This window comes from Thalassospira sp. UBA848, from assembly GCF_002295455.1.
GTDB lineage: Bacteria > Pseudomonadota > Alphaproteobacteria > Rhodospirillales > Thalassospiraceae > Thalassospira.
Window position 1 is genome coordinate 41,008 of sequence record NZ_DBGS01000024.1, and the last position, 21,729, is coordinate 62,736.

28 protein-coding genes are annotated in these 21,729 nt (G+C 51.8%); 8 read left to right on the forward strand and 20 right to left on the reverse strand.

All coding sequences use genetic code 11. The features are described 5' to 3' along the window. Window positions 1–2 precede the first annotated feature (2 nt). The 3 genes from B2R48_RS02940 to B2R48_RS02950 form a co-directional block, all read right to left on the reverse strand. Window positions 3–557, reverse strand: coding sequence for a hypothetical protein (locus B2R48_RS02940; RefSeq protein WP_063089316.1), 555 nt, complete (start codon window positions 555–557; stop codon window positions 3–5). 166 nt (window positions 558–723) lie between these two features. Beyond that, window positions 724–1,809: a phosphoribosyltransferase gene (locus B2R48_RS02945; RefSeq protein ID WP_063089317.1), complete on the reverse strand. Its 1,086-nt coding sequence runs from the start codon at window positions 1,807–1,809 to the stop codon at window positions 724–726. Window positions 1,810–1,849: 40 nt separating this feature from the next. Continuing rightward, window positions 1,850–3,007 (reverse strand): hypothetical protein, encoded by a 1,158-nt coding sequence (locus B2R48_RS02950; RefSeq protein ID WP_063089318.1) that lies wholly within the window; start codon window positions 3,005–3,007, stop codon window positions 1,850–1,852. Between the two features lie 350 nt (window positions 3,008–3,357). On the opposite strand from B2R48_RS02950, the gene B2R48_RS02955 reads away from it, so the two are divergent. Continuing rightward, window positions 3,358–4,980 carry a recombinase family protein gene (locus B2R48_RS02955; protein ID WP_063089319.1) on the forward strand — a complete coding sequence of 541 codons (1,623 nt, stop codon included), beginning with the start codon at window positions 3,358–3,360 and terminating at the stop codon, window positions 4,978–4,980. Between the two features lie 30 nt (window positions 4,981–5,010). Here the strand turns inward: B2R48_RS02955 and B2R48_RS02960 are convergent, their stop codons facing one another. Further along, the gene (locus B2R48_RS02960) at window positions 5,011–5,247 is read right to left on the reverse strand and encodes a hypothetical protein (RefSeq protein ID WP_063089320.1); all 237 of its coding nucleotides are present in this window, start codon (window positions 5,245–5,247) and stop codon (window positions 5,011–5,013) included. A 32-nt stretch (window positions 5,248–5,279) separates the two neighbouring features. Next, window positions 5,280–5,873 carry a hypothetical protein gene (locus B2R48_RS02965; protein ID WP_063089321.1) on the reverse strand — a complete coding sequence of 198 codons (594 nt, stop codon included), beginning with the start codon at window positions 5,871–5,873 and terminating at the stop codon, window positions 5,280–5,282. An 841-nt stretch (window positions 5,874–6,714) separates the two neighbouring features. Between B2R48_RS02965 and B2R48_RS02970 the strand changes: the two genes are divergently transcribed. The 6 genes from B2R48_RS02970 to B2R48_RS02995 all read left to right on the forward strand — a co-directional run bounded on the left by B2R48_RS02970 (window position 6,715) and on the right by B2R48_RS02995 (window position 12,853). Continuing rightward, a complete protein-coding gene (locus B2R48_RS02970) occupies window positions 6,715–7,134 on the forward strand; it encodes a LexA family protein (protein WP_063089322.1) in 420 nt (139 codons plus the stop codon). Next, complete coding sequence (locus tag B2R48_RS02975) at window positions 7,131–7,238, forward strand: hypothetical protein (RefSeq protein WP_083952847.1); 108 nt, start codon at window positions 7,131–7,133, stop codon at window positions 7,236–7,238. The genes B2R48_RS02970 and B2R48_RS02975 overlap by 4 nt, the downstream gene beginning before the upstream one ends. 176 nt (window positions 7,239–7,414) lie before the next feature. After that, window positions 7,415–8,710 (forward strand): tyrosine-type recombinase/integrase, encoded by a 1,296-nt coding sequence (locus tag B2R48_RS02980; RefSeq protein WP_296997598.1) that lies wholly within the window; start codon window positions 7,415–7,417, stop codon window positions 8,708–8,710. Further along, on the forward strand, window positions 8,703–10,559 hold the full coding sequence (locus B2R48_RS02985) for a hypothetical protein (protein WP_296997601.1): 1,857 nt from the start codon (window positions 8,703–8,705) through the stop codon (window positions 10,557–10,559). The genes B2R48_RS02980 and B2R48_RS02985 overlap by 8 nt, the downstream gene beginning before the upstream one ends. 37 nt (window positions 10,560–10,596) lie before the next feature. Further along, entirely contained in the window at window positions 10,597–12,462 is a 1,866-nt protein-coding gene (locus B2R48_RS02990) for a site-specific integrase (RefSeq protein ID WP_147251922.1), read from the forward strand. A 7-nt stretch (window positions 12,463–12,469) separates the two neighbouring features. Further along, entirely contained in the window at window positions 12,470–12,853 is a 384-nt protein-coding gene (locus tag B2R48_RS02995) for a hypothetical protein (protein ID WP_143588746.1), read from the forward strand. A gap of 160 nt (window positions 12,854–13,013) precedes the next feature. Here the strand turns inward: B2R48_RS02995 and B2R48_RS03000 are convergent, their stop codons facing one another. The 5 genes from B2R48_RS03000 to B2R48_RS03020 are packed head-to-tail and all read right to left on the reverse strand — an operon-like array spanning window position 13,014 to window position 16,147. Beyond that, entirely contained in the window at window positions 13,014–13,685 is a 672-nt protein-coding gene (locus B2R48_RS03000; protein ID WP_231886908.1) for a cytochrome c biogenesis protein CcdA, read from the reverse strand. Between the two features lie 32 nt (window positions 13,686–13,717). Further along, the gene (merA, locus tag B2R48_RS03005) at window positions 13,718–15,145 is read right to left on the reverse strand and encodes a mercury(II) reductase (protein WP_062959154.1); all 1,428 of its coding nucleotides are present in this window, start codon (window positions 15,143–15,145) and stop codon (window positions 13,718–13,720) included. Further along, window positions 15,138–15,413, reverse strand: coding sequence for a mercury resistance system transport protein MerF (gene merF, locus B2R48_RS03010; protein ID WP_101270210.1), 276 nt, complete (start codon window positions 15,411–15,413; stop codon window positions 15,138–15,140). Before merF ends, merA begins: the two co-directional genes overlap by 8 nt. Before the next feature lie 3 nt (window positions 15,414–15,416). Beyond that, window positions 15,417–15,746, reverse strand: a complete 330-nt coding sequence (locus B2R48_RS03015; protein ID WP_062959155.1) for a heavy-metal-associated domain-containing protein — start codon at window positions 15,744–15,746, stop codon at window positions 15,417–15,419. A gap of 11 nt (window positions 15,747–15,757) precedes the next feature. After that, window positions 15,758–16,147, reverse strand: a complete 390-nt coding sequence (locus B2R48_RS03020; RefSeq protein WP_062959156.1) for a mercuric transporter MerT family protein — start codon at window positions 16,145–16,147, stop codon at window positions 15,758–15,760. A 75-nt stretch (window positions 16,148–16,222) separates the two neighbouring features. Here B2R48_RS03020 and B2R48_RS03025 point away from each other — a divergent pair, with 75 nt between their 5' ends. Further along, window positions 16,223–16,639: a MerR family transcriptional regulator gene (locus tag B2R48_RS03025; protein ID WP_062959157.1), complete on the forward strand. Its 417-nt coding sequence runs from the start codon at window positions 16,223–16,225 to the stop codon at window positions 16,637–16,639. Window positions 16,640–16,703: 64 nt separating this feature from the next. Here the strand turns inward: B2R48_RS03025 and B2R48_RS03030 are convergent, their stop codons facing one another. The 10 genes from B2R48_RS03030 to B2R48_RS03075 all read right to left on the reverse strand — a co-directional run. Further along, the gene (locus tag B2R48_RS03030; protein ID WP_062959158.1) at window positions 16,704–16,895 is read right to left on the reverse strand and encodes a hypothetical protein; all 192 of its coding nucleotides are present in this window, start codon (window positions 16,893–16,895) and stop codon (window positions 16,704–16,706) included. A gap of 85 nt (window positions 16,896–16,980) precedes the next feature. Next, on the reverse strand, window positions 16,981–17,721 hold the full coding sequence (locus B2R48_RS03035) for a cytochrome c biogenesis CcdA family protein (RefSeq protein WP_062959159.1): 741 nt from the start codon (window positions 17,719–17,721) through the stop codon (window positions 16,981–16,983). A 142-nt stretch (window positions 17,722–17,863) separates the two neighbouring features. After that, the gene (locus tag B2R48_RS03040) at window positions 17,864–18,454 is read right to left on the reverse strand and encodes a hypothetical protein (RefSeq protein WP_062959160.1); all 591 of its coding nucleotides are present in this window, start codon (window positions 18,452–18,454) and stop codon (window positions 17,864–17,866) included. Continuing rightward, window positions 18,451–18,900 (reverse strand): copper chaperone PCu(A)C, encoded by a 450-nt coding sequence (locus tag B2R48_RS03045; protein WP_062959161.1) that lies wholly within the window; start codon window positions 18,898–18,900, stop codon window positions 18,451–18,453. Before B2R48_RS03045 ends, B2R48_RS03040 begins: the two co-directional genes overlap by 4 nt. After that, entirely contained in the window at window positions 18,897–19,373 is a 477-nt protein-coding gene (locus B2R48_RS03050; RefSeq protein ID WP_232308421.1) for an SCO family protein, read from the reverse strand. Before B2R48_RS03050 ends, B2R48_RS03045 begins: the two co-directional genes overlap by 4 nt. A 236-nt stretch (window positions 19,374–19,609) precedes the next feature. Continuing rightward, the gene (locus B2R48_RS03055; protein ID WP_062959163.1) at window positions 19,610–19,870 is read right to left on the reverse strand and encodes a hypothetical protein; all 261 of its coding nucleotides are present in this window, start codon (window positions 19,868–19,870) and stop codon (window positions 19,610–19,612) included. Between the two features lie 180 nt (window positions 19,871–20,050). Further along, entirely contained in the window at window positions 20,051–20,278 is a 228-nt protein-coding gene (locus B2R48_RS03060; RefSeq protein WP_296997645.1) for a hypothetical protein, read from the reverse strand. Window positions 20,279–20,291: 13 nt separating this feature from the next. After that, complete coding sequence (locus B2R48_RS03065) at window positions 20,292–20,894, reverse strand: TlpA family protein disulfide reductase (RefSeq protein WP_258548607.1); 603 nt, start codon at window positions 20,892–20,894, stop codon at window positions 20,292–20,294. Continuing rightward, a complete protein-coding gene (locus tag B2R48_RS03070; RefSeq protein ID WP_063093935.1) occupies window positions 20,891–21,496 on the reverse strand; it encodes a DsbE family thiol:disulfide interchange protein in 606 nt (201 codons plus the stop codon). The genes B2R48_RS03065 and B2R48_RS03070 overlap by 4 nt, the downstream gene beginning before the upstream one ends. Further along, on the reverse strand, window positions 21,493–21,729 hold a 237-nt coding region (locus B2R48_RS03075), incomplete at its 5' end, for a c-type cytochrome (protein ID WP_296997660.1). The genes B2R48_RS03075 and B2R48_RS03070, both read right to left, overlap by 4 nt.

Below are 21,729 nucleotides of genomic sequence, written 5' to 3' on the forward strand. Positions count from 1 at the left end.
CCCTACTGGCCGGCCCTTCCGAAAGTTATCCTCATTCTTTCAGATATCTCTCGAAGGTGCCTTAAGGCTGGCGGGTTCATAATGTCGTTAAGACGACGGATTTGTTCGACCTGTTGACGGAATGCCTTTGCCCCCGAAGCTTCGAAAATTTCATCATGCACTCTGGTAACATTTTTGGCTTGTTCCAAGGCCTGTTGAAGACCGGCAGGCCTTAAGCTGTCGTTGATATGCTTCGCATACGAATGAAGACCTGATATCTGGTCAAGAACATTGACAGGCTCCTGATATCGTACCGGAGTAAGCTCCAGCAAACGTTCCCGAGCGGCTTCCATGCGCTCCGAACAGGTCACGCGCCATTTTCGCTGCAAACGTCGTCTGATGCTGGCTTCCTGCTCTGTCGTAATAGAGCGACCGTACTCAGAACCGATAACTCTATTGATTGCCGAAGTTGCACTTTGGCTAGGATTCTTCACCATTATGTCTGCGACACGCTCCAGACGTGCGGCATCGTCTATTCCAGTACCCTTTGGTCTTCCGCGAGCACGCTTCTTAGTCATTCAGACCTCCTGTATTCAACTGGGGTGGTTCAATTCCCAAAGGCTACCAAGGAGACGGGCCGCAATTCTATCGACAATAATTCCGGATGCAAAATTTCTTGCGACAAAAAATGATCTGGCCACGACAATAAATGCGCCCTGTAGCGACAATAATTCCTGATTGAAGCTAGATGTCCAGCTTTGGCCCCGGATTCTTCTTCACAGGATGCTTGATCGCTTTTTCTTTTGCTGGTGCCGCCTCACGCGCTATCGCTGTCGTTGAGGCGCTCATGATTTTGCGTGCCTCTTCATGGGCGGCTTCGCGGATCTTGCCGGCATAAGCACCAGGGACATCAAGATCACCTGCTTCATGAAGATTTCTTGCTATAGCAAGCTTGCAACGCGCTACGATTATCTCATGCTCTGGTGCAACTATGCTCTCAAGCTTCTCTAATGCCTGATAATAGGGCAGCAATGGCCGGGCAATTTCAGGTGTTACGCGCTCTGTCTGTTCGGGGTCGTGCTGTCTTTCTGCAACGCCCGTTCTTGCATGCGCTTGAGAGAAGATTGCATGTCTTGCTTCAATGATTCGAGCTCGGATGGCGTCAACCGAAGGGGACTTTCGGAGGTGTCCGGCTTCGCCTTGAGTGAGCTGATCGATACCATAACCGAAAGTCTCCTTCCAAAAGTCATCCATGGCAGGGCCATGCTTCTGATTGATTGCCTCCAACATACCGGGTTTAACGGAAATGTTCAATGCACCTGGATGCGCGGTCATCACAGCAGCAGCCATAACATTCCCACCTCTGTTTTCGAGAAATCCACGCAAAGAGGCGATGGTGCCACCCATTGTAAGTGTATCGTCGAAAATCAGATACTGCCCGCCTTGCGTTACAGGGCCGTCGAAGGATGGGTTGAATGCGAGGCGATAATCCGCACCCTCGCCTGTTCTGGCAACACGCTCGGCTTGGTATATTGACACATCGACTTCCAGCCCCAACCTGTTGCCCACCTCAAAAGCCATTGCCAGAGGTATTTTGTTATGTCCGGAAGCTTCTTCGGCGAGTACTGGAACGATACGAGGCCTGTTGTTGCCTATCACGCTTTGTATCTGCTCAAGCGTGCTGTCCCGTACCAGTCTAATGGCCATATCTTGCGCGGCCTCTGTATCCCCACCTTTCGCTAAGGAATATTCAGGTTGCTTCTGCAGCTCCCCCAGCTCTCCATTGCGGATTACTGGCGGGAAGTCTTTCCATGGTGCTCTTTCTGCCAAGCCTGTACCTCAAGCGCTATTTGATCTTGGATAGTTGCATTCATCTACCAACCAAGACTTGTCTACTTTGCCATCGATCATAAATTGGTGTTTCAGGCTTGCGAAGTTGCCATTTCATTTTTTCGGAAGTTTTTACCTTTCGAGCCCCGTGATGCCCGCCGTAAAGACTCCTGATGGTCAAGTTCTTCCACGCCCAATATGCACCCTCATTGTTGAGATATTCTTTGGTCTCGTCTTTATTCAGGAAAATCACTCCCTGCTTTTTCAGCTTGCGGACGATCACCTCCTGGACATCGCTAAGAGTGCCTGCAGGTAATGCAGCTACCCCTTGCAGGTCGGTATTGTTCCCCGGCGTCCAACCCTCTTCATCGCAATAGCTGCTGTCCCAGATATTTACGCGCTTGTTCCAATAACAATCCGTCCAGCTTGGTAAGAAAATTATATCCGTACTCAAACGACAGTTTGATGGGAGCTTTCTTCTTTCGGCTGCTTCAATAGCTTTCTTGTATATATCTGCCTGTTCTTTCGATGACAGAGTTTCAAATCTTTCTTTTGCGCGATTAAGCATTTGAAGACTGGGCCTGTCCTCACTGTTATCGCTGATATCGGTTCGAAGTAAATCTACCAGATCGAGCATGAGCTCCCAATGTGGTGAATTATAACTGAAGCGAGCCTGACGGTTCATCAAACCTCTCGCTATCCACTGGAATTCCTCAACGAACTGAGGTCTCTTCTCGTCCGGATCTATATCCAGCAGCGTGCAGATCCGTCGATAACGCGGATCATCCCAATCATATCGGGTTTCTCTAAGGTCGAGTATGGCGTCCAACAAATCAGAATCACCATAAAGATCCTCATACCTTGGATAGCCGACTGTTTCAGTCAATTCCGGATCAAGCAGCAATATACAGCATCTGTTCCGGAATGGAGCGACGTAGAAATGAAGCACCCGCCCGTTCTTCATTCGGATTTCAGTCGTTGGTCCATATTTGCCCTGGGCAACCCTGAAAACAGTGCTTGAGCGTGGTTCATGTGATGCCATGCGTGGCTCGGCGACCTCTCGCTGTATCAGCATTCGGATTGTTTGGTTTCGCGTCGCAAATAGCCGCGAACTCAATTCATCAAGCTTCGCCACATCGTCGTCATCCAGTTGCAGCGGTATCCTGTTTGTGTTCGTTGGCCCGTGACCGTCAGACATAATCCACCTCCATTATGAGAGTATGATCAGAATAGAGGTGCATATAAATGTCAACCCTTTTAACCGTTGAGTACGACTTGTCGTGCGAATAAGGCAGGATGATCGCGAAGTGATCGTTTGGTGATATCACCAAACCTATCCTGCCCAAGAAACGACAAGGTAAAGTTGTGTCAAAGTTGGATACAGATTGGCAACTCATGTCAATCTCGGACAAACTCCTGTAAAGAGACAGAAATCCTTCAAACTGTTGCAGTCCATCATTTTTTAGGCGAAAAACCTCCGCTTATATATTGCTTGCACACCTGTTTCTGCGCCGTGTAATCAAAAAAGAGAAAAGCAGGGGACCTCACGTGAGAGTAGCGATCTACGCACGTCATTCGACAGACCGCCAGACCACCAGCAGCCAGGATCAGATACTCAGGTGCGAGGGCTATTGCGAAGCCAAACAATATACAATCGAAGATGTGTATTTCGATGAAGCGTTCTCTGGTGCCCAGATGGAAAATCGTCCTGGCATAAGCAATCTTCTCATGGGTGCCTTTGATGGTCGCTTTGACAGGATCATTGCAGAAGACCTGTCACGCATCAGCCGCGACCAAGCAGATACGGCGAACTTCTTTAAAAAAATGGCCTTCCTTGGCATCGATGTCGAGACCATTACCGAGGGTGTGATCGGGGAGCTGCATATCGGCCTGAAAAGCACGATGAATGCTCTTTATCTGAAGGATCTGTCAGATAAGACGCATCGCGGCATGATTGCTTCAGTGTTACGCGGCGGCGTTCCCGGTGGCCGGACTTTCGGATACGAGATCGTTCGGGCGTTTGACGGGAATGGTGAATTGATCCGGGGTAAGCGTCGCATTGTCGAGGAGGAAGCCCAAGTTATCCGGGAGATTTTCGGACTGTATTCGACTGGCAGTAAGCTTCAGCATATTTGCACTATTCTTGACCGAAAGGGGATCGCGGCTCCTTCGGGCGGCAAGTGGGCACCAACGACATTGGTAGGCTCGCGCATTCGCAAAACCGGCCTGCTCCGTAACACGCTTTACAAGGGCGTAGTGACGTTCAACAGGATGCAATATCGCAAGCACCCAGACACGGGCAAGAAGCTCGCAGTGCTTCGTCCGGAAAGCGAATGGATACAGGTCCCTGTTCCCGAACTGCAAATAATCGATGAAAAGGAATTTGACGCAATTCAGGCGCAACTGGATGAAAGATCATCCAAGGTGGCGGAATATCGGAAAACCGCCAACCTGCGATCAGCTGAAGAAACTAACCAGATTTCGAAAACACGGATCAAGCACTGGCGACAGAGACAAATCAAATCGAGTGGAAAAGTTGTTGCTGTGTTCGCTGGCCGTCTTCGATGTGCCGAACATACAACCACGATCACAGCATCTTGGGCGGATCGATATTCCTGTAAGCAAAAGGGATGCCCGAACCGGGCGATCCGCTATGAAGAGCTATGCGATATCATCATTCGTGAGGCCATGCGCCTGACTTGTGCGGACATCGAAGCACATTATGGCCATGAAGCCATCACGAAAAGACGGAACGACCTGGATAAGCAGATCCGCAATGCGGAACAAAGACTGCAGGGAAAGCGTGATCGAGCAGCCCATGCCCTGAACACCTTCAAGGTGAACAGCGACAGTGCCGAGTTAAAGACGTGGTTTGAGGACAACACTGAACAAATGCGCCTTGTAAAGCTGGAGATCGCGCGGCTTAAGAGGTCACTTGAAGAGATAAAGGCCCCCGCAAATATCGCCGACATACATAAACGATTTCTCGCCCTGATTTCCAGATTACAGGTCTGGTCGCGTGAGCCTGAAACTGTTTCACAGCTCCGGCACGTGATGAAGAAATACACCATCACCGCGAAGTGGGATGATTCAGACCTGCGCTGGCATCGTACCTGCGAAATTGAATATGACTTTGAGGCCATGGCCCGTGTGCTTGGTAAAAAGAAATAGAACCGGCAAGATTTTGCCGGTTCTATTTCTTCACTCTGACTGACCGTGTGGAAATGTACTCGCAAGCGAATGAAACCAGCGATCTGGTTCATGAAGAAATGCGTCATATTCCGCAAGCTGTTCTCGCATGGTGCTGCGGTCGTCATCGGAATAAAAATGCCGCTCGATCTTGGAAGCCCGTTCAAAGTCTTCACTTACCTTCTCGCGAGCTTCCAGCATTCCCCCGATAATAAGCTCACGCAGATTGCAATCCTTCAGAATGGTCATGTCTTTTTCTCCTGTCGTCTTTAACCGGTCGATCAAAACTGAAAGCCGATTTGGCCTTTGTTGTCGGTCTGCGTTGGAACGCCTTGAAATGACGTACAGGAAGACCTTGCAAAATCAGGCATAGAGTTGCTCCTGCGTTGCCGATATTCGATCTCTATATTTGTCATTTTTTCGGCTTCGGCATATTGACAGAAGATTGCGGCAGCTGCTTCTTTGACGCTGAGTGGTGGCCATTCCGTGTAGAAATGCGAGCGATATCCTGTCTCGGAAATAAAGGGCAGACCGAGATCGATAGCGGTAAATCCAAAGCTGCTGCAGACATCCAGTGGGCAAGTAAAATCAACCAATGCCCGGCCATGTCTGGTTTCCAGAACAAACAACCCGTTCTGCCCCCAATGCGGAACTAGTCCTGCTTCTGCCATAAGTGCAGCTGTGATGGCAGTTCCAGCCCCATCCTCGGCAAAACTGCCAAAGCTGCCATTTTCCCCATTGGTCGCCGCAATGAGAGAGCGGAAAGACCGTGCCGCCGTACTTGCGGCATCCCCATCATTTGTCCGAACTGCATTATCAAATTCAAGAGCAATGCGCTTGGCTTCCTTGATATCTCTGTCTGTTACGTGGTGCATTATTCTACCTTTCCCGGTGACAACTGACTGACCGATCTGGCCAGTTCAACTTCTTCCCGTCGTCTAAAAAGGGTGAATGCCGTCAAGCTGAATATGGGATGTTCGCGCCCTTCCAGGGGCGAACAGGGACCCTGATTCTGCTTGACGGCAGAGGGCAAAGCCCTGATGCAGCAGCGCCACATTTACGGTGTTTCTATTATTGAGCTGTGTGGATCTGTGATCTGGTGGGCATCGCTCTATGCCGGCATTGCGTGAACCGTTACCCGAAAGGGCGGAAACCGCTTGCGGGTTCCGTGGAGGTTGGCCGGGGTCTGCTCCTGGGCGATAGCCCAAGAGCGGGCGGCGACCTACCGGAATAGAGTGAACCTCAACCCGTACCCGTTACCCGCCGCACTGACCTGCCCTGACTGGATTGCACAATCCAGAAGAAAATAAGCCATTGAAATTGTTGCGAATGTTGATTGCGCAAACATTCGCCAGAACAGTTCACGATATTTGCCTCTGGCAAAAGTGGCTAACCTGCACACCACAGATACCGGCAATCAACTAAATAAGTATCAAAAAAGTATTATATTGATATATTGCTAGTTCTGATTTGTGGAATGCACAATCCACAAATCATGCAGGCAGATCTTGCGGACGGTGTGTGATTCGTCCTTGTTCATGATCACAGAACAAAGCTTTATGCCCCTGGAACTGACGTTTGCCGAAGTCGGCATAGGATCTCACCAAGAAAATTCGCATGTAAGCTGAATGACTTGCACGCTATGTTGTTCATTGCCGCCTTCGTCTCATCATGCTCCATATTGACAATGAGAACACTTAGGACAATGTTCCTGTTATGTTCTCATTCATCGCCAGATATACACCGCTCAGATTCTTGCCCCGGCCGCTTGCCCTCGCCCGCGTGCCGGCAGGCTTCCCGTCTCCGGCCGAAGATTATATTGACCGGCAACTGGATCTGAACGAGTTCATCGAGCACCCGGCTGCAACCTTCTTTTTCAGGCTCGAAGGTGACAGCATGGAGCCCGTCATGCGCGAAGGCGATCTTCTGGTTGTTGATCGCGCAAAGACGGCCCGGAACGGCCATGTTGTTGTCGCTGTACATAATGGCGACCTGACAGTGAAACGTCTGCGTCGATCAGGCAACAACGCCTGGCTTGAACCTGACAATCCGAACTATCCCCGCCTGCCCTGCGCCGATGACACGGAAATATGGGGCGTTGTCCTGATCAACCTTCATTGGCCATCTCTATCATGATCGGTCTTGTCGATTGCGACTGTTTTTATGTGAGCTGCGAGCGCCTGTTTGACCCCAGTCTGCGTAGCCGCCCCGTCATTTGCCTTTCGAATAATGTTATATGACATTACTAACATTGTTCACATACACAAACTTCCTTGCTAACATGGCTGTTTAGCTGCCACAGTGCCCACAGACCTTACCTGCACCGCCAGCATGCTGGCGGTGCAGGTAAGGTCTGATATCACAGCCTCAAGATGACAAACAAAACCCGGTGCCCGACATTTGGAATGAGGGAAGCATGCGGACAGTTCCCTACTACACGGTTGCCAAAGCAGCGGATGTCGTTCGACCTGCAACGATCATCCGCGATACCGAGTGGGATCAAGTGAAGAGCCACAGTCTCCCTACCGGTTTCCACTATCTTGTCTATGACGAATGCAGAATTGTTGAGCCGGTCTTATTCTATCTCCATGACAAATGCGTCCGGTCCGCGAGAATTCCCTCGGTAGGAAACACACAAACAGCTTTAACCTATGACCTGTATGAGTGGTTCACATATCTAGGCTTGATTCATAGGGATTGGGACGCGGCTTGTTTCGATGACATCGAACTATATCGCGACAAGCTTTTATGCAGCAAATCACCTAAAACCGGTAAACGATATGCTGTTGCAACAGTACGCCGCAGGCTCGGCACCATCGTTGACTTCTATGAATGGGCGACCAGGCAAGGCTTGATTGAACTTGATGCGAAAGAGTTTTACGAAGAACGTATCAAACCCCGAAATTATGCAATTACCCGGATGGCGCATGTCCAATCCGGCGACAATACGGTCAAAACGAGTAAACTGCTTCCGAGAACCTATAACAGTGAAACGGCTGAGGCATTTTCTCCCGAAGCTCTTCAACGAGTGCTCGCCGAACTTGGTTCGATCCCCGGAGACAAAGCTGATCGTCGTCCATGCAGAGACCGGCTCATTGCCAGCCTTGCTGTCGCCACAGGAATGCGACTTGACGAATGCGCCAACCTCACTCTGTCGCAATACAAGAATCTCAAGAAAGATGGTAGCTACAGCAACGTCGCATTGCCTCTGTATAAAACCAAAGGCCTGAAGCCGCGCACTGTTGTCGTACCGGGCATAATCCATGATGATCTGCGACATTACGTAAAAACAGAACGGGCCCGTGCGGTTCGACGCGCGAAAACATCTGTCGAGGCTCTTTTTGTCAATCACGCCCATGCCAAAAGAAATCCGGGTGAAGCAATGACAGCTCATTCCATCTGGCGCCACTTTCAGCGCGCGGTTCTGAAAGCCGGTCTTGTGTGCCCTTCCCATAAAAACGGCACAACCAGCCCCTCAGACAGACCTGAAGCCCTGCACAGCTTTCATCACCTCCGTCATACCTTTGCGGTTACCATGTATTTTGAACTGGTTCGCGCGGGCAAAGCAGAACCCTGGCTCAGCCTGCGAACATTGCTTGGCCATAGTCACATAACGACAACAATCAATACATATTTGCGGAGTGTACAAATTCGGGAAGCACTCATGACAGATACCCTGAATACGTATCTCAAGGCCCTACGCGATGGCTAGAAAGCGCATGGACAGATCTTTTCTCACGTATCGCCCGGGTGCGGCACCTGCCTTCGACAGGAACAACCAGGCCAGTCCGGAAAAAGAAGAGAGAGAATACGGGGTTATTCAAAAGCTGTCACCTGACGGAACACTGAATCAACTCACGCTGAACTGTCCTCGCTCTGGAAAATCCAACCGCGGAAGTGCCGAGATCAAGGTCGGTGACGATTGGCTCAAAGCCGAACATCTGTCTGTCCCGTTTGCTACGGCCATTTTCTCGCATATTCGCAAATTTGGTCCCTCAACCCAGGCCAACAAGGTTCAAGCTATCAATCGCTTCTTTGCTTTTATTTGCGAACAGGGAAAAGTACATTTTGAACTGTCGGATCTGACCACAACTCTTTTCAACGAATATATTTCCTGGCTTGATACCCATCATCTTACGGTCAAAACGAAGGCCGGGTTAGTCTCCCCGCTTCGTATTGTGTTGCGCTACCTTAAACAAAATCCACAATATACAAGCAAAGTCCCCGGGGATGCTTATATCAAGCCAAACCCCTGGCCGGGCGTAAACGAGAAAATTGCTCATCGACCAATTTTGGCTATCACCGATCTTGTAACGATTGAGCGCGTCTGCATCAAAGAAATGCAGACATGGATGAGCAAGTGGGAAGAAGGAAACCATCTCATCCAATCTGGCAGGGAACGATTGCTGGCTGGCGCGTCGCCCACCGAATACAAGCTTGAGACATTGCTGGCAGTTATTGAAGATCAGTATGATGGCTATGTCACGAACAGCATACAATTCTTTGCTGACTGCAAGGGCCGGAGACGGCAAATCGAGTTTTTCGGAGGAATCAAGGGTATTGCCCCGTGGCTGTATGCAACGAAGCGCGCTCTGGTCCCGTTTGTCGTGATGATGGCAATCAGGACGGCCTTCAATCCGGAAACCATACTGGCTTTACGAAAATCCGCCCTGCGGGAGAGCTCTTTACTTAAAGGAAGTGCCGAACTGGCTCCGAGATATCGGGTGGTCGGCGGGAAGAAACGTGCGAGAGGAGACCAGGTCCGAACCTATCCTCAAGACAGCACAGAGATTGATAGCCCGATTTCCATTTTCAACAATGTCAAAAAGCTGACCCGACGACTACCAAATGCCGAGCACGATCCCGACCATGATATGCTCTTCATATTTCAGGGCAGAAATTACGGAAGGGTTCATCATTATCTCAATGCAACCTGCACCTTCCCTAACGCACTTTCTGCTTTCAGGAAAGATAATCAACTCCCTGATTTCAGCTTGTCGAACATTCGCCCCACCATCTCGGAGATCGTCAATCAACTCAGTAACGGGGATATCAAGGCACAGCAGGCAATTCTCAATCATTGGCGTACAGAGACAACGGAAACGCATTATGTGTCGGAAGCGGCCCGGCACCGCAGACGGGAAACATTGGGCAATCTTTTGAACCGACGGGAACGATATATCCGGACATCCGGAAAGTCCGATGACCGTATCAATATTCCAGACAATACAGGTCGCGCCGCAACGCCGGGGTTTGAATGCACCGACCCCTATGATTCTCCTCTCGCATCCCAGTCCACAGGACAACTCTGCACCGCCTGGGGAGAGTGTCCGCTATGTCCTCGCGCCGCCGTGATCCCCGACAATTCACACGCTTTGGCACAACTGCTTCATCTCCACAATGCCATTGAGAAAGCACGTCACGATTTACCGCCAGGTCGCTGGCTATATTGGTCAACGGTACAAAAGGCCCTGAACAATTGGCTCAGCAAGTTCCCGGCCAAGAGTGTTTGGCATGGGGCCAAAAACATTCAAAGAACCCACGCCATTCTGATCGAATGACATGAACCCTATACAAACCGCTACAGCATATCATCTCATGGCAGCGGAAGATCTGCGGGAAACGAGGATCAACCGCCATTCCCGCTGGTCTGATGACAGATGGTTCTTCGACAATCTGACGCCAGGTCACGACGCTGCAGCCAGCACCATACGCTGGGATTTCATCATGCCGGACGGCAGTAAATTCGTTGATCCTAAATGGGCGATATTGCTCGACGCGCATCGTCGACTGGTCTGGTCATTGATTGTCGACCCAAGACAGCGACATAGATACAAGCCGGGCTCAATGGGCAAGCTCTCCCGGCGGGTTCATTATCTTGCCCGCTGGATGGGCAAATCCGGCTACGCTCATTTCGGCGCGCTTGATACCTGTGCTTTTGACCAGTATCTCGACAACCTGCTCATCGACAAGCAGAATAAAGCCAATCTCAACGCCGTGTATCTTATGGAACATCTCGCATTGCCTGTTTCTCTGGGATATCAGGCCCCTGTTCTGGCAAAGGCGGGAATTCCTGTACCGGGCAGCGCCCCCTGGCATGGCATGACAGCGTTCGAGGTCGCGAAACAGCTGGCAGGCCGGGAACAGGGATCCGTCCCGCCAGTCCCCGACCCCATATTTTTGCACATAATGACCAGCGCCTTGTGCATGCTTGACGCGGCAGAGGATATTATTTTACAGGCTCGGCATTTCGCGGACACCAAAGACCTGCAGGTTGCCGAAAAACATGCACCAGACAGGAAGCATTTACGCGATCGCATGAACTCTCTGACTGACGCGTGCCTGATCCTCATCCAGGGATTGTCGGGTATCAGAGTGAGTGAATTGCTGGGACTGCAAGCCTCTGATACGCCACTGGCGCAAAATGCCTTGCCCGATTGCATAAAAATTGAACCGTCGGCCAGCGGTCTTCATGAGATATTTTACCTTTCCGGTCATCTCTACAAGGCAACGAAGTCTCCCCGCCCCGTTACCTGGGTCACCGGACTGCGCCCGGTCGGGAGTGACCACCTTCCAGTTCCGGTCAAGGCAATATCTGTCATCGAAAGGTTGTACGCCCCCTGGCGCACTCGAAGAAACATCAACGAACTGATTATTGGTTTTAGCCGAGCAAAAAGCCTGACCAAAGATGTGAAAGCCCATACTTTAAGTTGGGTCAATCGCTGCCAGAGAAGGTTCTTTGTCAGAAGCGGTGTAAAGGATTGGACTGTGACCTCTCATCAATGGCGCAAATCCTTCGCCCAATATGTCATCCGAAGCGACAGTCGCATGCTCCCGGTGCTTCAGGAGCATTTCAAACACATCAGTATGGCGATGACGGAACAGGGATATATAAATGCGGATCCAGAACTGAAACAGATCCTTGATGATGCTGCGGTTCAGTCAACGGTCTCTCTCATTGGCGAAATGATTGCCGGCAGAAAAACCGTCTCGGGGGCCCTCAGTGGAAAACTGAAAGAGACTGCGAATCAACTCGGAAAATCTCTGGACAACCGTCCGGAAAATGACCGCCCACGCGATATTGAAGAACTCGTTCGTACCTCGGGTATACGGGCACATGATATTCGCTGGGGAAAGACATCCCTCGGAACCTGCCTGTTTCGACAGGGAACCGGGAATTGTACCATCGGTTGCTCTGCCCGATGGGTGATCAGTGCCCCTCTATGGTCGGCCGCACGCCCGGATTTATGTTGGGAATGTCAAAATCTTGTCCTTGACGAGACTCATTTGCCCTTCTGGAAAGACCGCCGGGCCAAATTGCAAGATGATCTGAAAACGGCAACAACCAATGATGACTTTGCTCTCGCGCAACTCTGCAAACAACGCCTCGAACAATGTATTATGGTGCTAAACAAGCTTGAAAATACTGAAACGACAGCTACAGAAAACAGCAATCCTGGGTAATCGAACCATGTCCTCTACATCTGTTGAAACAGCATTCATGATGGCGATTGATCGGCTACTCGCCCGCAATGTTCTCAAAGCGAATTCCAGCGATGTATCCAAAATCAGTAAAAGTGTGGTTGCGCGCGAAGCCGGGCACAGTAGGACAACGCTGTACAAATATCCAAACGTGCTTGCACGATTGAAATCACTTGAAGCCACAACGAAACCGTCAAAGCAGAGTAAAATAGTGAGGCTGCGCCAGGAAAATGCCCGACTGGAGCAAGAAAGCAGAATGGCCAGAGACCTGATGGCAACAATGCTGCTTCAAATGCGCGAGATGGAACGACAAACAGATTCAGGAATTCGTCAGGCAGTACGTATGACACAAGCAGAAGGTTCTGATAAGTAATGGCTTTCCACGACACAGGAAGGCCCTTAACAAGCCTTTTACATTAATCATGGTGGCTACGCCAAGCCTCTGCTAAGGCACATGTCTCCCATCTTCCATAAATCATCCCCACGTACGACAGATCACTTCCTCAGATCAGTAGAGAGACGCCTCCCCAAATTTATGCCTCTGCCCAGTCTGCCAGATTGACAAACAGCCCGAACCAGATTGACCATAGGCCAAGGGCGATGAAAACAAAGCCGGTCAACCAGCGGCGCGCGCGCATCCAGTCGGTAAGCCCGACCAGAAACGAGGCAAATCGCGGCACGACAGAAAACGGCACCAATGGAAGTGATAGCGACAGAGCAAAGACGGTCATCAGGACGAACCCCATCGCGGCGGAACCTGTTGCAGTTGCCGCTCCCATCAGGCCAAACAAGATCGGTGCGGCACAGGCTGGAATGTTCAGGCCGAACGCAATGCCCTGAACCCACGGGTTGCGCGTAACCCGCCAACCATCCGGTGCTATGCGGATACGCTGAAGCAACCGTCTGCCTGCACCGGACAGGAAGACAATCCCGATGACCATATAGATCCCCCCGAACACCAGCCATACGTTGGTCTGAACTCCGATCATGCGTTGTCCCAACATCACGGTCACACCACCGAAACCGCCCATGACCAACAGGCGTGCGAGCATGAATGCTGACAAGGCTCCGATCCGCCTACGCATTGGACGGTCGCACTGGCTGTTCAGAAACAGCATGTGTGCGCCAATCGTGCAGGGTTCGATAAACCCCAGCAAACCCAGCCCAAAAGCAAGACCGGTCAGATTGAACAGGTCCGGTGTCACGATTGCAAATTCCTCATTATCGCCACATGGCATCACCCGGCACAGCAAGACAGTTTGGCAACATCCTTGCCAAAACCCTGGGCGGCAAGTTTCAGTCCCTCGACGGTCGTCAGATACGGAAAGATCGTGTCACCAAGTTCTTTTGCAGTCATGCCGAAACGTAAGGCGATGACCATTGTCTGAATGCTGTCACAGCCCTCGGGTGCCAGTATCTGAGCGCCCAGCAAGCGGTCAGTTGCTTCATCTGCAATGAGTTTTATCAAACCGCGTGTATCATGGGCGGCAAGTGATCTGGGCACCTGATCAAGCGGTACGACAGATGTCTTGACCACAAAGCCCCGTTTCTGTGCCTGAACCTCGGAGAGACCTACTCCTGCAACTTGTGGATCGGTGAAGACAATCCAAGGCATCGTTGTGTTGTCATATGTCCGTTCGTCATGGTTATAGGCATTTAGTGCCGCAAGTTTGGCTCCGTAAGCTGCCATATAAACGAACTGGTCGCGTCCGGTCACATCGCCCGCGGCATATACATCAGGACGCGTTGTCCGCATATAAGCGTCCACAACAATTCCGCCATTCGAATTTACTTCAATTCCGGCCGTTTCGAGTCCTAATCCGTTTGTATTCGGCTTACGGCCCGTCGTTACCAGGATATGTTCAGCAGAAAGAACCTCAGCCTGGCCATCAACGTTAATGGTCAGTTCCGTTTTATCATTCTTCCGTTCAACCCGCTCATAGGTGAGGCCCGTGCGAACGGATACCCCTTCATTCCTTAACTCCTGAGTGAGCGATGCAGTAATTTCCGGTTCTGCTTCGGGAAGAAGCCGTGACCGTGTCACCAGCGTAACCGAGCTGCCGAGCCGTGCAAACATCTGAGCCAGTTCACAACCGATATATCCCCCGCCAATCACGAGAAGTGATTGTGGCTGCTGATCAAGTTCAAGTGCCGTTGTGCTGGTCAGACAAGGGACATTCTCAATGCCCGGAATATCGGGAAATGACGGGGATGTGCCGGTTGCAATGATTGTCTTTCTTGCAACAAGCTTTTTGCCGTCAAGCAGAAGACCGCTGTCATTAAATACAACATCCCCTTCGAGATAATTGATGCCATCATATTCGGGCAGCAGATCGATATATTTCTTCTGACGCAAACCGGAAACCAGTTCATCCTTGGCTTTGATCAGCGACCGCCAGTTGGCAACATGGGCGTTGCCGGCAAGGCCGGGAAACCGCGCTGCCGCCCCGGCACCATGCACGGCCTCTGCGGCCCGGATCATGGTTTTAGAGGGCACGCACCCGACATTGACGCATGTGCCGCCAATCATCCCCTTGCCGATAAGTGCGACCCTTGCGCCCTGTTCAGCGGCCGTAATCGCCGCCGAAAAACCGGCCGAGCCCGCGCCGATGACAGCAAGATCATATTCCTGACCCTGTTTGCGGGGCGTGCAGCAATCATTCATGTCGTTCCCCTTTCCGGGAGGCTGGTTTGTGTGGGACTGGTTGCGTATCGGTGCTGCAGCAGATGCGTGCCCGGTTGCGTTGCCGATAGCCGTAAAGCACCAAGGCGATGAACAGGATCAATCCGGGTATGAGGACATAGTCGATCCAGCCCAGCCATGCCGAGAGGCCGAAGGCCCCGAACGTGACAACGAGGATGGGCGTAAAACAGCAGATCGCGGTAACAATTGTTCCGGTGACCCCGGTTTTGAAAATGGTGTTGTGGTGCAATGTCTAATCCCGCGCCCTGGCCGGATAACCGGCATTTGTCGAAGCGGTCCCAATGGTTTCACCACTGGCAACGGATGGATCGAAGATGACCGTTGCGGTTTTGGCATCGAAATTGATCTCGACTGCCGCTACGCCGGTGACAGCTTCCATTGCGGTTTTAACCGTTACCGGACACAGGGCACAGGTCATGTTTTCGATGTCGAAAACGGTTGTTTGTTCAGCCTGCGATGTGGCACTGGCTGCTTGTGCCGCAGTCGGAAGAAGACCTCCCGGATGCATGGCAGCCAGTCCCAGAGCAAATGCCCCAGCCACGATAATGTCTGTTCGTTTCATGTCGATTTCTCCTAATAGAATAGCGATGCCCACCAGTTGATTGTCAGGGCCAGCCCCACCAGCACGGTTGAGAACCACAGGACGGATTTGGTGATCAGGGCGGATTCGGGGCGGGCGCAGTAAGATCCTTCGTCGCACGCCGGTTTTGTCTTGAAATAGACCTGCCAGAACCCCAGCCCGATGAATATCAGTGCCACCGTCGCGAAGAGGGGTTTGTAAGGTTCAAGGGCCGTCAGATTGCCGATCCAGGCCCCGGATACACCCAGCATCAGAAGCAGGAGTGGTGCGACACAGCAGGCCGATGCAAGAATGGCCCCGGTCACACCGCCAGCCGCAAGCAGACCTCTTTTTGCCTGTTTCCCGTCATCGGGCGATAAAGGGTCCGGTTTGATATCGTTCATGTGATTTGCCTCAAGCTCGTTCCTGATCCAAGCTACAGTCTGTAGTTGCTACAGGCTCAAGAGGGTTTTGACCTTATGGACGATCACAATTCCGGGAGGCTATTGAAACGTGCCGAACTGGCGAAGGTGACGGGCTGTCACCCTGAAACCATCCGCTATTATGAAAAGACCGGCATGATGCCCGATCCGCCACGCAGCAAAGCGGGTTACAGGCTGTATGATGAAGCACATGTTTCCCGGTTGCGGTTCATTCTGCGCGCCCGCGAACTGGGGTTTTCGATTGAAGATATCCGGGGATTGCTTGATCTCATGGATGGTGAGCTGCAAACTTGCTCGGAGGTCAAACAGCGTACGGAAAGCCATCTTGCTGACGTGCGCGTAAAAATCGCCGACCTGAAACGGATCGAACAGCTCTTGGCGGAGACGGCTGCACGATGTTCGGGAGAAGACGTACCGGAATGTCCTGTGCTGGAGGCACTGTCATGCACTTAGGACAACAGCATTTGATGTCGGCAATGCCGGAAGTGAAAGAAGCAAGATATCAATTCTTGCGATGTTACAGGCTAGACGTCAAATCGCGGTACGCATCCATCAACGGACGATCCTCGGAGACATAGTCCGTATGCTCCTGATCAAGTTTTTCAAGTGCTGCCAGCATGAATTCGGCAATATCAAGCCTTTCCTGCCAGCAGGCATATCTGAAAGCATGTAAAATGACATGCTCCAATGGGTCGGTTTCGGAAGACATTATTCTGCACCTCCTTCATATCGAGGTTAAAGGCTACGCTATCCAGCAAAAGGAAGGTCAACAGAATTCTTCCGGACAGGCGGGATCAGCCGATAGACGACAGAACAGGAAATGTTTCCAGCAGCCAGAACGCAAAGGCGGACATATAACCGGTCACCATGGCCACGCCCATGACAATCATGATCAAGGCCGCCGCGGCACGAAGGAACCGCCCGAAACGCCCTATGGATTTCAATCTGGCAGACAGGCTCTCGGTGAACAGTGCCGCCAGGAGAAACGGCACACCTAGCCCCACGGAATATATGGTCAGCAATGCAATACCATCGCTGACCGTTGCCGACGCGGCGCTGACGGTCAGAATGGCGCCGAGAACAGGACCGATACACGGCGTCCAGCCGAACGCAAAAGCAAGTCCAAGAGTATATGCCGAAACCACACGCCCACCAGGCAGATCAAGATGAAAGCGCGCTTCCCGCATCATCCACGCCGGACGGAGCGTTCCCAGCATGAACAGCCCGAACAGAATGACAATGCCGCCACCAATCAGATTCATCTCGAACCGGTATCCGAGCAGGAACTGACCAAGTGCTGTTGCACTGGCCCCCAGAAGGACGAAAACCGTGGTGAAGCCCAAAACGAAACACAGGCTGAAACCAAGAGATGACAATCGACCAACTCGGATTGCCTCCGTTCTGGTCGAAAGAGAGGCACCACCCGCGATATAGGAGATATATCCGGGAACCAGAGGCAGCACGCATGGCGAGAGAAACGAGATGAGGCCTGCGGCGAACGCGCTTATTATGCCGATATTGGAAAGTTCAGGCATTAATCTGTATTCCGTAAAATCAGGAACCAAGTATTCAGAGAACAGGAAGGTCAGCTAACCAAACAGTGCTAAGCCTATCTTTGTTCAGGGCTCTTTTCCTACTTTTGAGAACCAGTCTGTTAACTGATCCAGCCACCCCTTTTCAACAGGCGGCTTTGGGGGGGTGGGCAGCGTTTGTCAATCCGTTCACGTAAAGGATCAGATTCATCTGATTGAAACTCGTGCCGTGAAAAATACCGGCATGGCGGGTATTCCGATCGATAATATGAATCATCGGTGCAGACCCGTCACGCTGGCTCAATTTGGCGAATTTATCGGCAACAGTTACAGCACTGATATCCGAAGACGGCATAACAGGCCGCCAGTTCACCAGATCCCAAGAAGGAGTATCTGAAAAATCTTCGGAATGAACGGTAATGAACGTGACCATTTCCCGCATCGGGCTAATATTCAGCCTCGCCTGAGAGGACGCCAGTAGGGTTTGCTGTTCTGCACAGGCTGCACCACAATCCCTTGGCACAAAACTTAAAATAAGTATCTGATCATCAAGGTCGCTCAAATTAAAGCGACCTTGATTTTGGTTGAAAAGTTCTATCTCTGGAACCTTTCCGGTGTTTGTCACCTCAAAATATGGCTCTTTATCCGCCATCACCTCGTCAAGGTCTTCACCGGGATGATTCGCAAAAGCAGGTGAGGCCGTCAACGCCAGGATCAAAAACAACCACCGGATCATTCTGTTTCCCCCTGCGGCCCGGCGGCAGCTATGCCAAGAATGGCGACGTCAATGCTAATCTCGCCTGCGTTTTCAAAGCGCAATGTCATGGGAAACTTCTGTCCTTCACGGAGTTTTTCATGCAATCCCGCCAACATGAGATGCATTGCCCCCGGCGCCAGAGTGACCGGGCGGTTGGCGGGAACATCCAGAGCCATGACATGTCGCATCCGGCGAACATCATCGACCTTGACGACATCATGTATCATCACATGGTCTGCCACAGGTGTAGTGATTTCCAGAAGGCGGTCGGCCGCAGCACTTGTGATCGTAAGATATGCCACCCCCGGACGGGATGTCAGGATCGTGGCACGTGCCCAGGCGTCAGATATTTCGACAAGGCTCTCGGCAGAAACCGGTAGTGCTGTCAGCAAGGTCATAACGAGGGCGATGGCGGTTCTTTTCATATTGTATTCCCGTTCATGATCGCAAGAACCCGGATTGCCATGTCTTCTGCCGACTGGTCTCCTTCCCGAAAGACAGTCTGGTAACGGCCATCCGGTGCCATCAGATATATATGCCCGGAATGGGCCATCAAATAGCCGTCCGGTGCGGTATCGTCGTCCAGCTTTTCGGAATAGACCCGGAAGGCTTCGGCGGCTGCGGCAACATCCTTTTCGCTGCCGGTCAACCCGATCAGGGCCGGATGAAAGGCCCCGACATATTCCGCCATGACGTCAGGCGTATCGCGTACCGGATCAATAGTAATGAATAACGGTGCCACGCGGTCTGCTTCAGGCCCCATTCGGTCAAGCGCATCTGCCATATAGGCCAGTGTGGTCGGACAAACATCAGGGCAGTGTGTGAAGCCGAAAAAGACAAGTTGCCAACGCCCCGGGAAGCTTGCTTCGGTTACACGGTTTCCCTGATGATCGGTCAAGGAAAAATCGGAGTGAATTGCGGCTTCTCCCGTCCCTTCGGCCCCCGACGACATCTGCTTGTGGTCGGAAGCCTGAAAGATATATGCGCCGCCAAAGAGTAGGGCAGCAAGAACAACCATCCCCCATAATATAGAACGGACGAAACGTAACCGGTTGAAATTATGCGATGTCATGAAACGATCCCGTGGAAAATCCCGCCCGGGTATTTGTCCCGGGCGGGTGCCATGTCACGATGTTATTTGTCGGAAGGCTGCGGCATGTGATCGGTCATAGCAGCCATCATTTCAGTACACTGCTCCATCATCGGCCCCATCTGGCTCATCATCTTCATCATACCCATCATGCCCTGCATATCCCCCATGCCTGAATTGCCATCATGCTCCATCATCGGGGATTGCTTGTCCGGAGTTTGGGCTTCCTGGGCATATAGGGCTGTTGTCGCCAGTCCCGCGACCATCATTGTGGCAAACGCGGTGAGTTTGATTGATTTACGCATCTCTAACATTCCTTTCGGTTGTGGACTCATGTCCCGACTGGGGTGTTACAGACGCTATATTTGCGCCTGATGCAGCCGGGGACCTTCCGGCCTCGTTGCCGGGAAGACTGTTTTTCGGGGTTTCATCGGATGAAGGGGCGATATCGCTGGCGCTCTTTTGCGATGAACAGGCCTTTTTGTTCATGCACAAACCCAGCGCACACATCGCCACGCACGGCAGAACGGAGACGAGCAATGGCGCGATACCGGGGCAACCAGCCAGCTCCAGTTAAATGCAAGCCCAGCGACAAGGGCAGTTCCAGCCAGCACAAATACACCGCGACGTCCCTTCAGGTAATATCGAACGGCATGAACCACGTCATGCCCAAGCGAGGTATTACCGGATTTGGCTTGTTGTATCTCGGTCATAGGAGTTCCTTCCTCAATCGGTGTAGATGTGGGATTTAAGAAAATCTATCATCTCTGCTGTCGCCCATTCGGTCGGTCCGACAAGTCGACCAAGCTCGCGGCCGTTCCTGTCAATCAGAAGCGTCGTCGGTAAACCGGGGATGCCCAGAGCCGTCGTGGTTTTCATGGTTGGATCGATGAAGAGGTCCAGATTCCGGATGCCGATTTCGGTATAGAAATCCTGCACGACATCCACTCCGGCCCGGTCGATCGACAAGGCAACGACTTTGAACTCCGAACTGCCGAGTTCGGCCTGCAGGGCATCCAGAGTCGGCATTTCCTCCCGGCATGGAACACACCAAGTAGCCCAGACATTCAGCAAGACGACCGTTCCCTCGAAATCACTCAATGTCATGGGTTGACCTTCGACGTTTTCGAACCCGAACTCGGGAAGAGGCCGGGGAGCATCATGCATGACAAACGAGCGCTGTTGACTCTGCCTTACATTGTCCGCTGCCTGATCGGTGACATTCTTCTCGTTGCGTAACGAAACTATGGTCAATGTGGTAACAACCACCAGTATGATGCCAGCGGCAAACCCCACTTTCAGGTTCATATACACCAAGAGGCTCTTCATCGAGGTGCCTCCGCAGTTCCGGCACCTGAGGCCTCATTACGCAATTTTTCGACCCTTGGCAGAATGGTCTCGGCCATCACTTTTTCCGTCACCGGCCCGACATGCTTGTATGCAATGTTCCCTTTCGCATCGACAACGAAGGTCTCGGGGACGCCATAGACGCCCCAGTCGATCGCCACACGTCCATTAATATCCGCGCCGGTTCTCGTATAGGGATCACCAAGACTATCGAGCCATTCTGCAGCGTCGTCAGGTTGATCCTTATAGTTCAGGCCATGCAGTGGGACGGTGCCGTCGCGAGCCAGTTTCATAAACACGGGATGCTCTTCGCGACACGCAACACACCAGGAGGCAAAAACATTGACCAGCGACACCTCACCTCTGATATCTGTACTCGACAAACCTTGTGTTCGACCTTTTACCGGTGGAAGGTCAAATTCCGGGACCTGTCTACCCAACAGGGCAGAGGGGAGTGTGTTGGGATCAAGAGTTAATCCCTTCGCTAGGGCCACACCCAATATCAATGCTATGCCAAGCGGTAAGAAATAGATCAGCCGGTTGAACCGTTTCTGCGGGCGATGTTCTTTGGGGACTGCAATCATCTCGCCCTCCCGTCTTTAAGATTGAGATTGTGCTGGAATTCGCGTTCTTCGTCCGACCAGACACTCTTGATATAACCGAGTACCGCGATGATCTCCTCATCACTCAGCACATCCTCAAATGCAGGCATATCGCTCTCATACCCCGGCACGACAGCGCCAACCCCGAACTTGGTGATCGCAAACAGTTCCTGATCGCTATGGCGCCATGTGTGGCCACTGGCATCGTGTGGCGG

Coding starts and splice junctions, on each gene's coding strand:
- B2R48_RS02940 (WP_063089316.1), bottom strand. CDS start 557: ATGACTAAGAAGCGTGCTCGCGGAAGACCAAAGGGTACTGGAATAGAC.
- B2R48_RS02950 (WP_063089318.1), bottom strand. CDS start 3,007: ATGTCTGACGGTCACGGGCCAACGAACACAAACAGGATACCGCTGCAA.
- B2R48_RS02960 (WP_063089320.1), bottom strand. CDS start 5,247: ATGACCATTCTGAAGGATTGCAATCTGCGTGAGCTTATTATCGGGGGA.
- B2R48_RS02965 (WP_063089321.1), bottom strand. CDS start 5,873: ATGCACCACGTAACAGACAGAGATATCAAGGAAGCCAAGCGCATTGCT.
- B2R48_RS02970 (WP_063089322.1), top strand. CDS start 6,715: ATGTTCTCATTCATCGCCAGATATACACCGCTCAGATTCTTGCCCCGG.
- B2R48_RS02975 (WP_083952847.1), top strand. CDS start 7,131: ATGATCGGTCTTGTCGATTGCGACTGTTTTTATGTGAGCTGCGAGCGC.
- B2R48_RS02980 (WP_296997598.1), top strand. CDS start 7,415: ATGCGGACAGTTCCCTACTACACGGTTGCCAAAGCAGCGGATGTCGTT.
- B2R48_RS02985 (WP_296997601.1), top strand. CDS start 8,703: ATGGCTAGAAAGCGCATGGACAGATCTTTTCTCACGTATCGCCCGGGT.
- B2R48_RS02990 (WP_147251922.1), top strand. CDS start 10,597: ATGGCAGCGGAAGATCTGCGGGAAACGAGGATCAACCGCCATTCCCGC.
- B2R48_RS02995 (WP_143588746.1), top strand. CDS start 12,470: ATGTCCTCTACATCTGTTGAAACAGCATTCATGATGGCGATTGATCGG.
- merA (WP_062959154.1), bottom strand. CDS start 15,145: ATGAATGATTGCTGCACGCCCCGCAAACAGGGTCAGGAATATGATCTT.
- B2R48_RS03015 (WP_062959155.1), bottom strand. CDS start 15,746: ATGAAACGAACAGACATTATCGTGGCTGGGGCATTTGCTCTGGGACTG.
- B2R48_RS03020 (WP_062959156.1), bottom strand. CDS start 16,147: ATGAACGATATCAAACCGGACCCTTTATCGCCCGATGACGGGAAACAG.
- B2R48_RS03025 (WP_062959157.1), top strand. CDS start 16,223: ATGGACGATCACAATTCCGGGAGGCTATTGAAACGTGCCGAACTGGCG.
- B2R48_RS03030 (WP_062959158.1), bottom strand. CDS start 16,895: ATGTCTTCCGAAACCGACCCATTGGAGCATGTCATTTTACATGCTTTC.
- B2R48_RS03035 (WP_062959159.1), bottom strand. CDS start 17,721: ATGCCTGAACTTTCCAATATCGGCATAATAAGCGCGTTCGCCGCAGGC.
- B2R48_RS03040 (WP_062959160.1), bottom strand. CDS start 18,454: ATGATCCGGTGGTTGTTTTTGATCCTGGCGTTGACGGCCTCACCTGCT.
- B2R48_RS03045 (WP_062959161.1), bottom strand. CDS start 18,900: ATGAAAAGAACCGCCATCGCCCTCGTTATGACCTTGCTGACAGCACTA.
- B2R48_RS03055 (WP_062959163.1), bottom strand. CDS start 19,870: ATGCGTAAATCAATCAAACTCACCGCGTTTGCCACAATGATGGTCGCG.
- B2R48_RS03060 (WP_296997645.1), bottom strand. CDS start 20,278: ATGACCGAGATACAACAAGCCAAATCCGGTAATACCTCGCTTGGGCAT.
- B2R48_RS03065 (WP_258548607.1), bottom strand. CDS start 20,894: ATGAAGAGCCTCTTGGTGTATATGAACCTGAAAGTGGGGTTTGCCGCT.
- B2R48_RS03070 (WP_063093935.1), bottom strand. CDS start 21,496: ATGATTGCAGTCCCCAAAGAACATCGCCCGCAGAAACGGTTCAACCGG.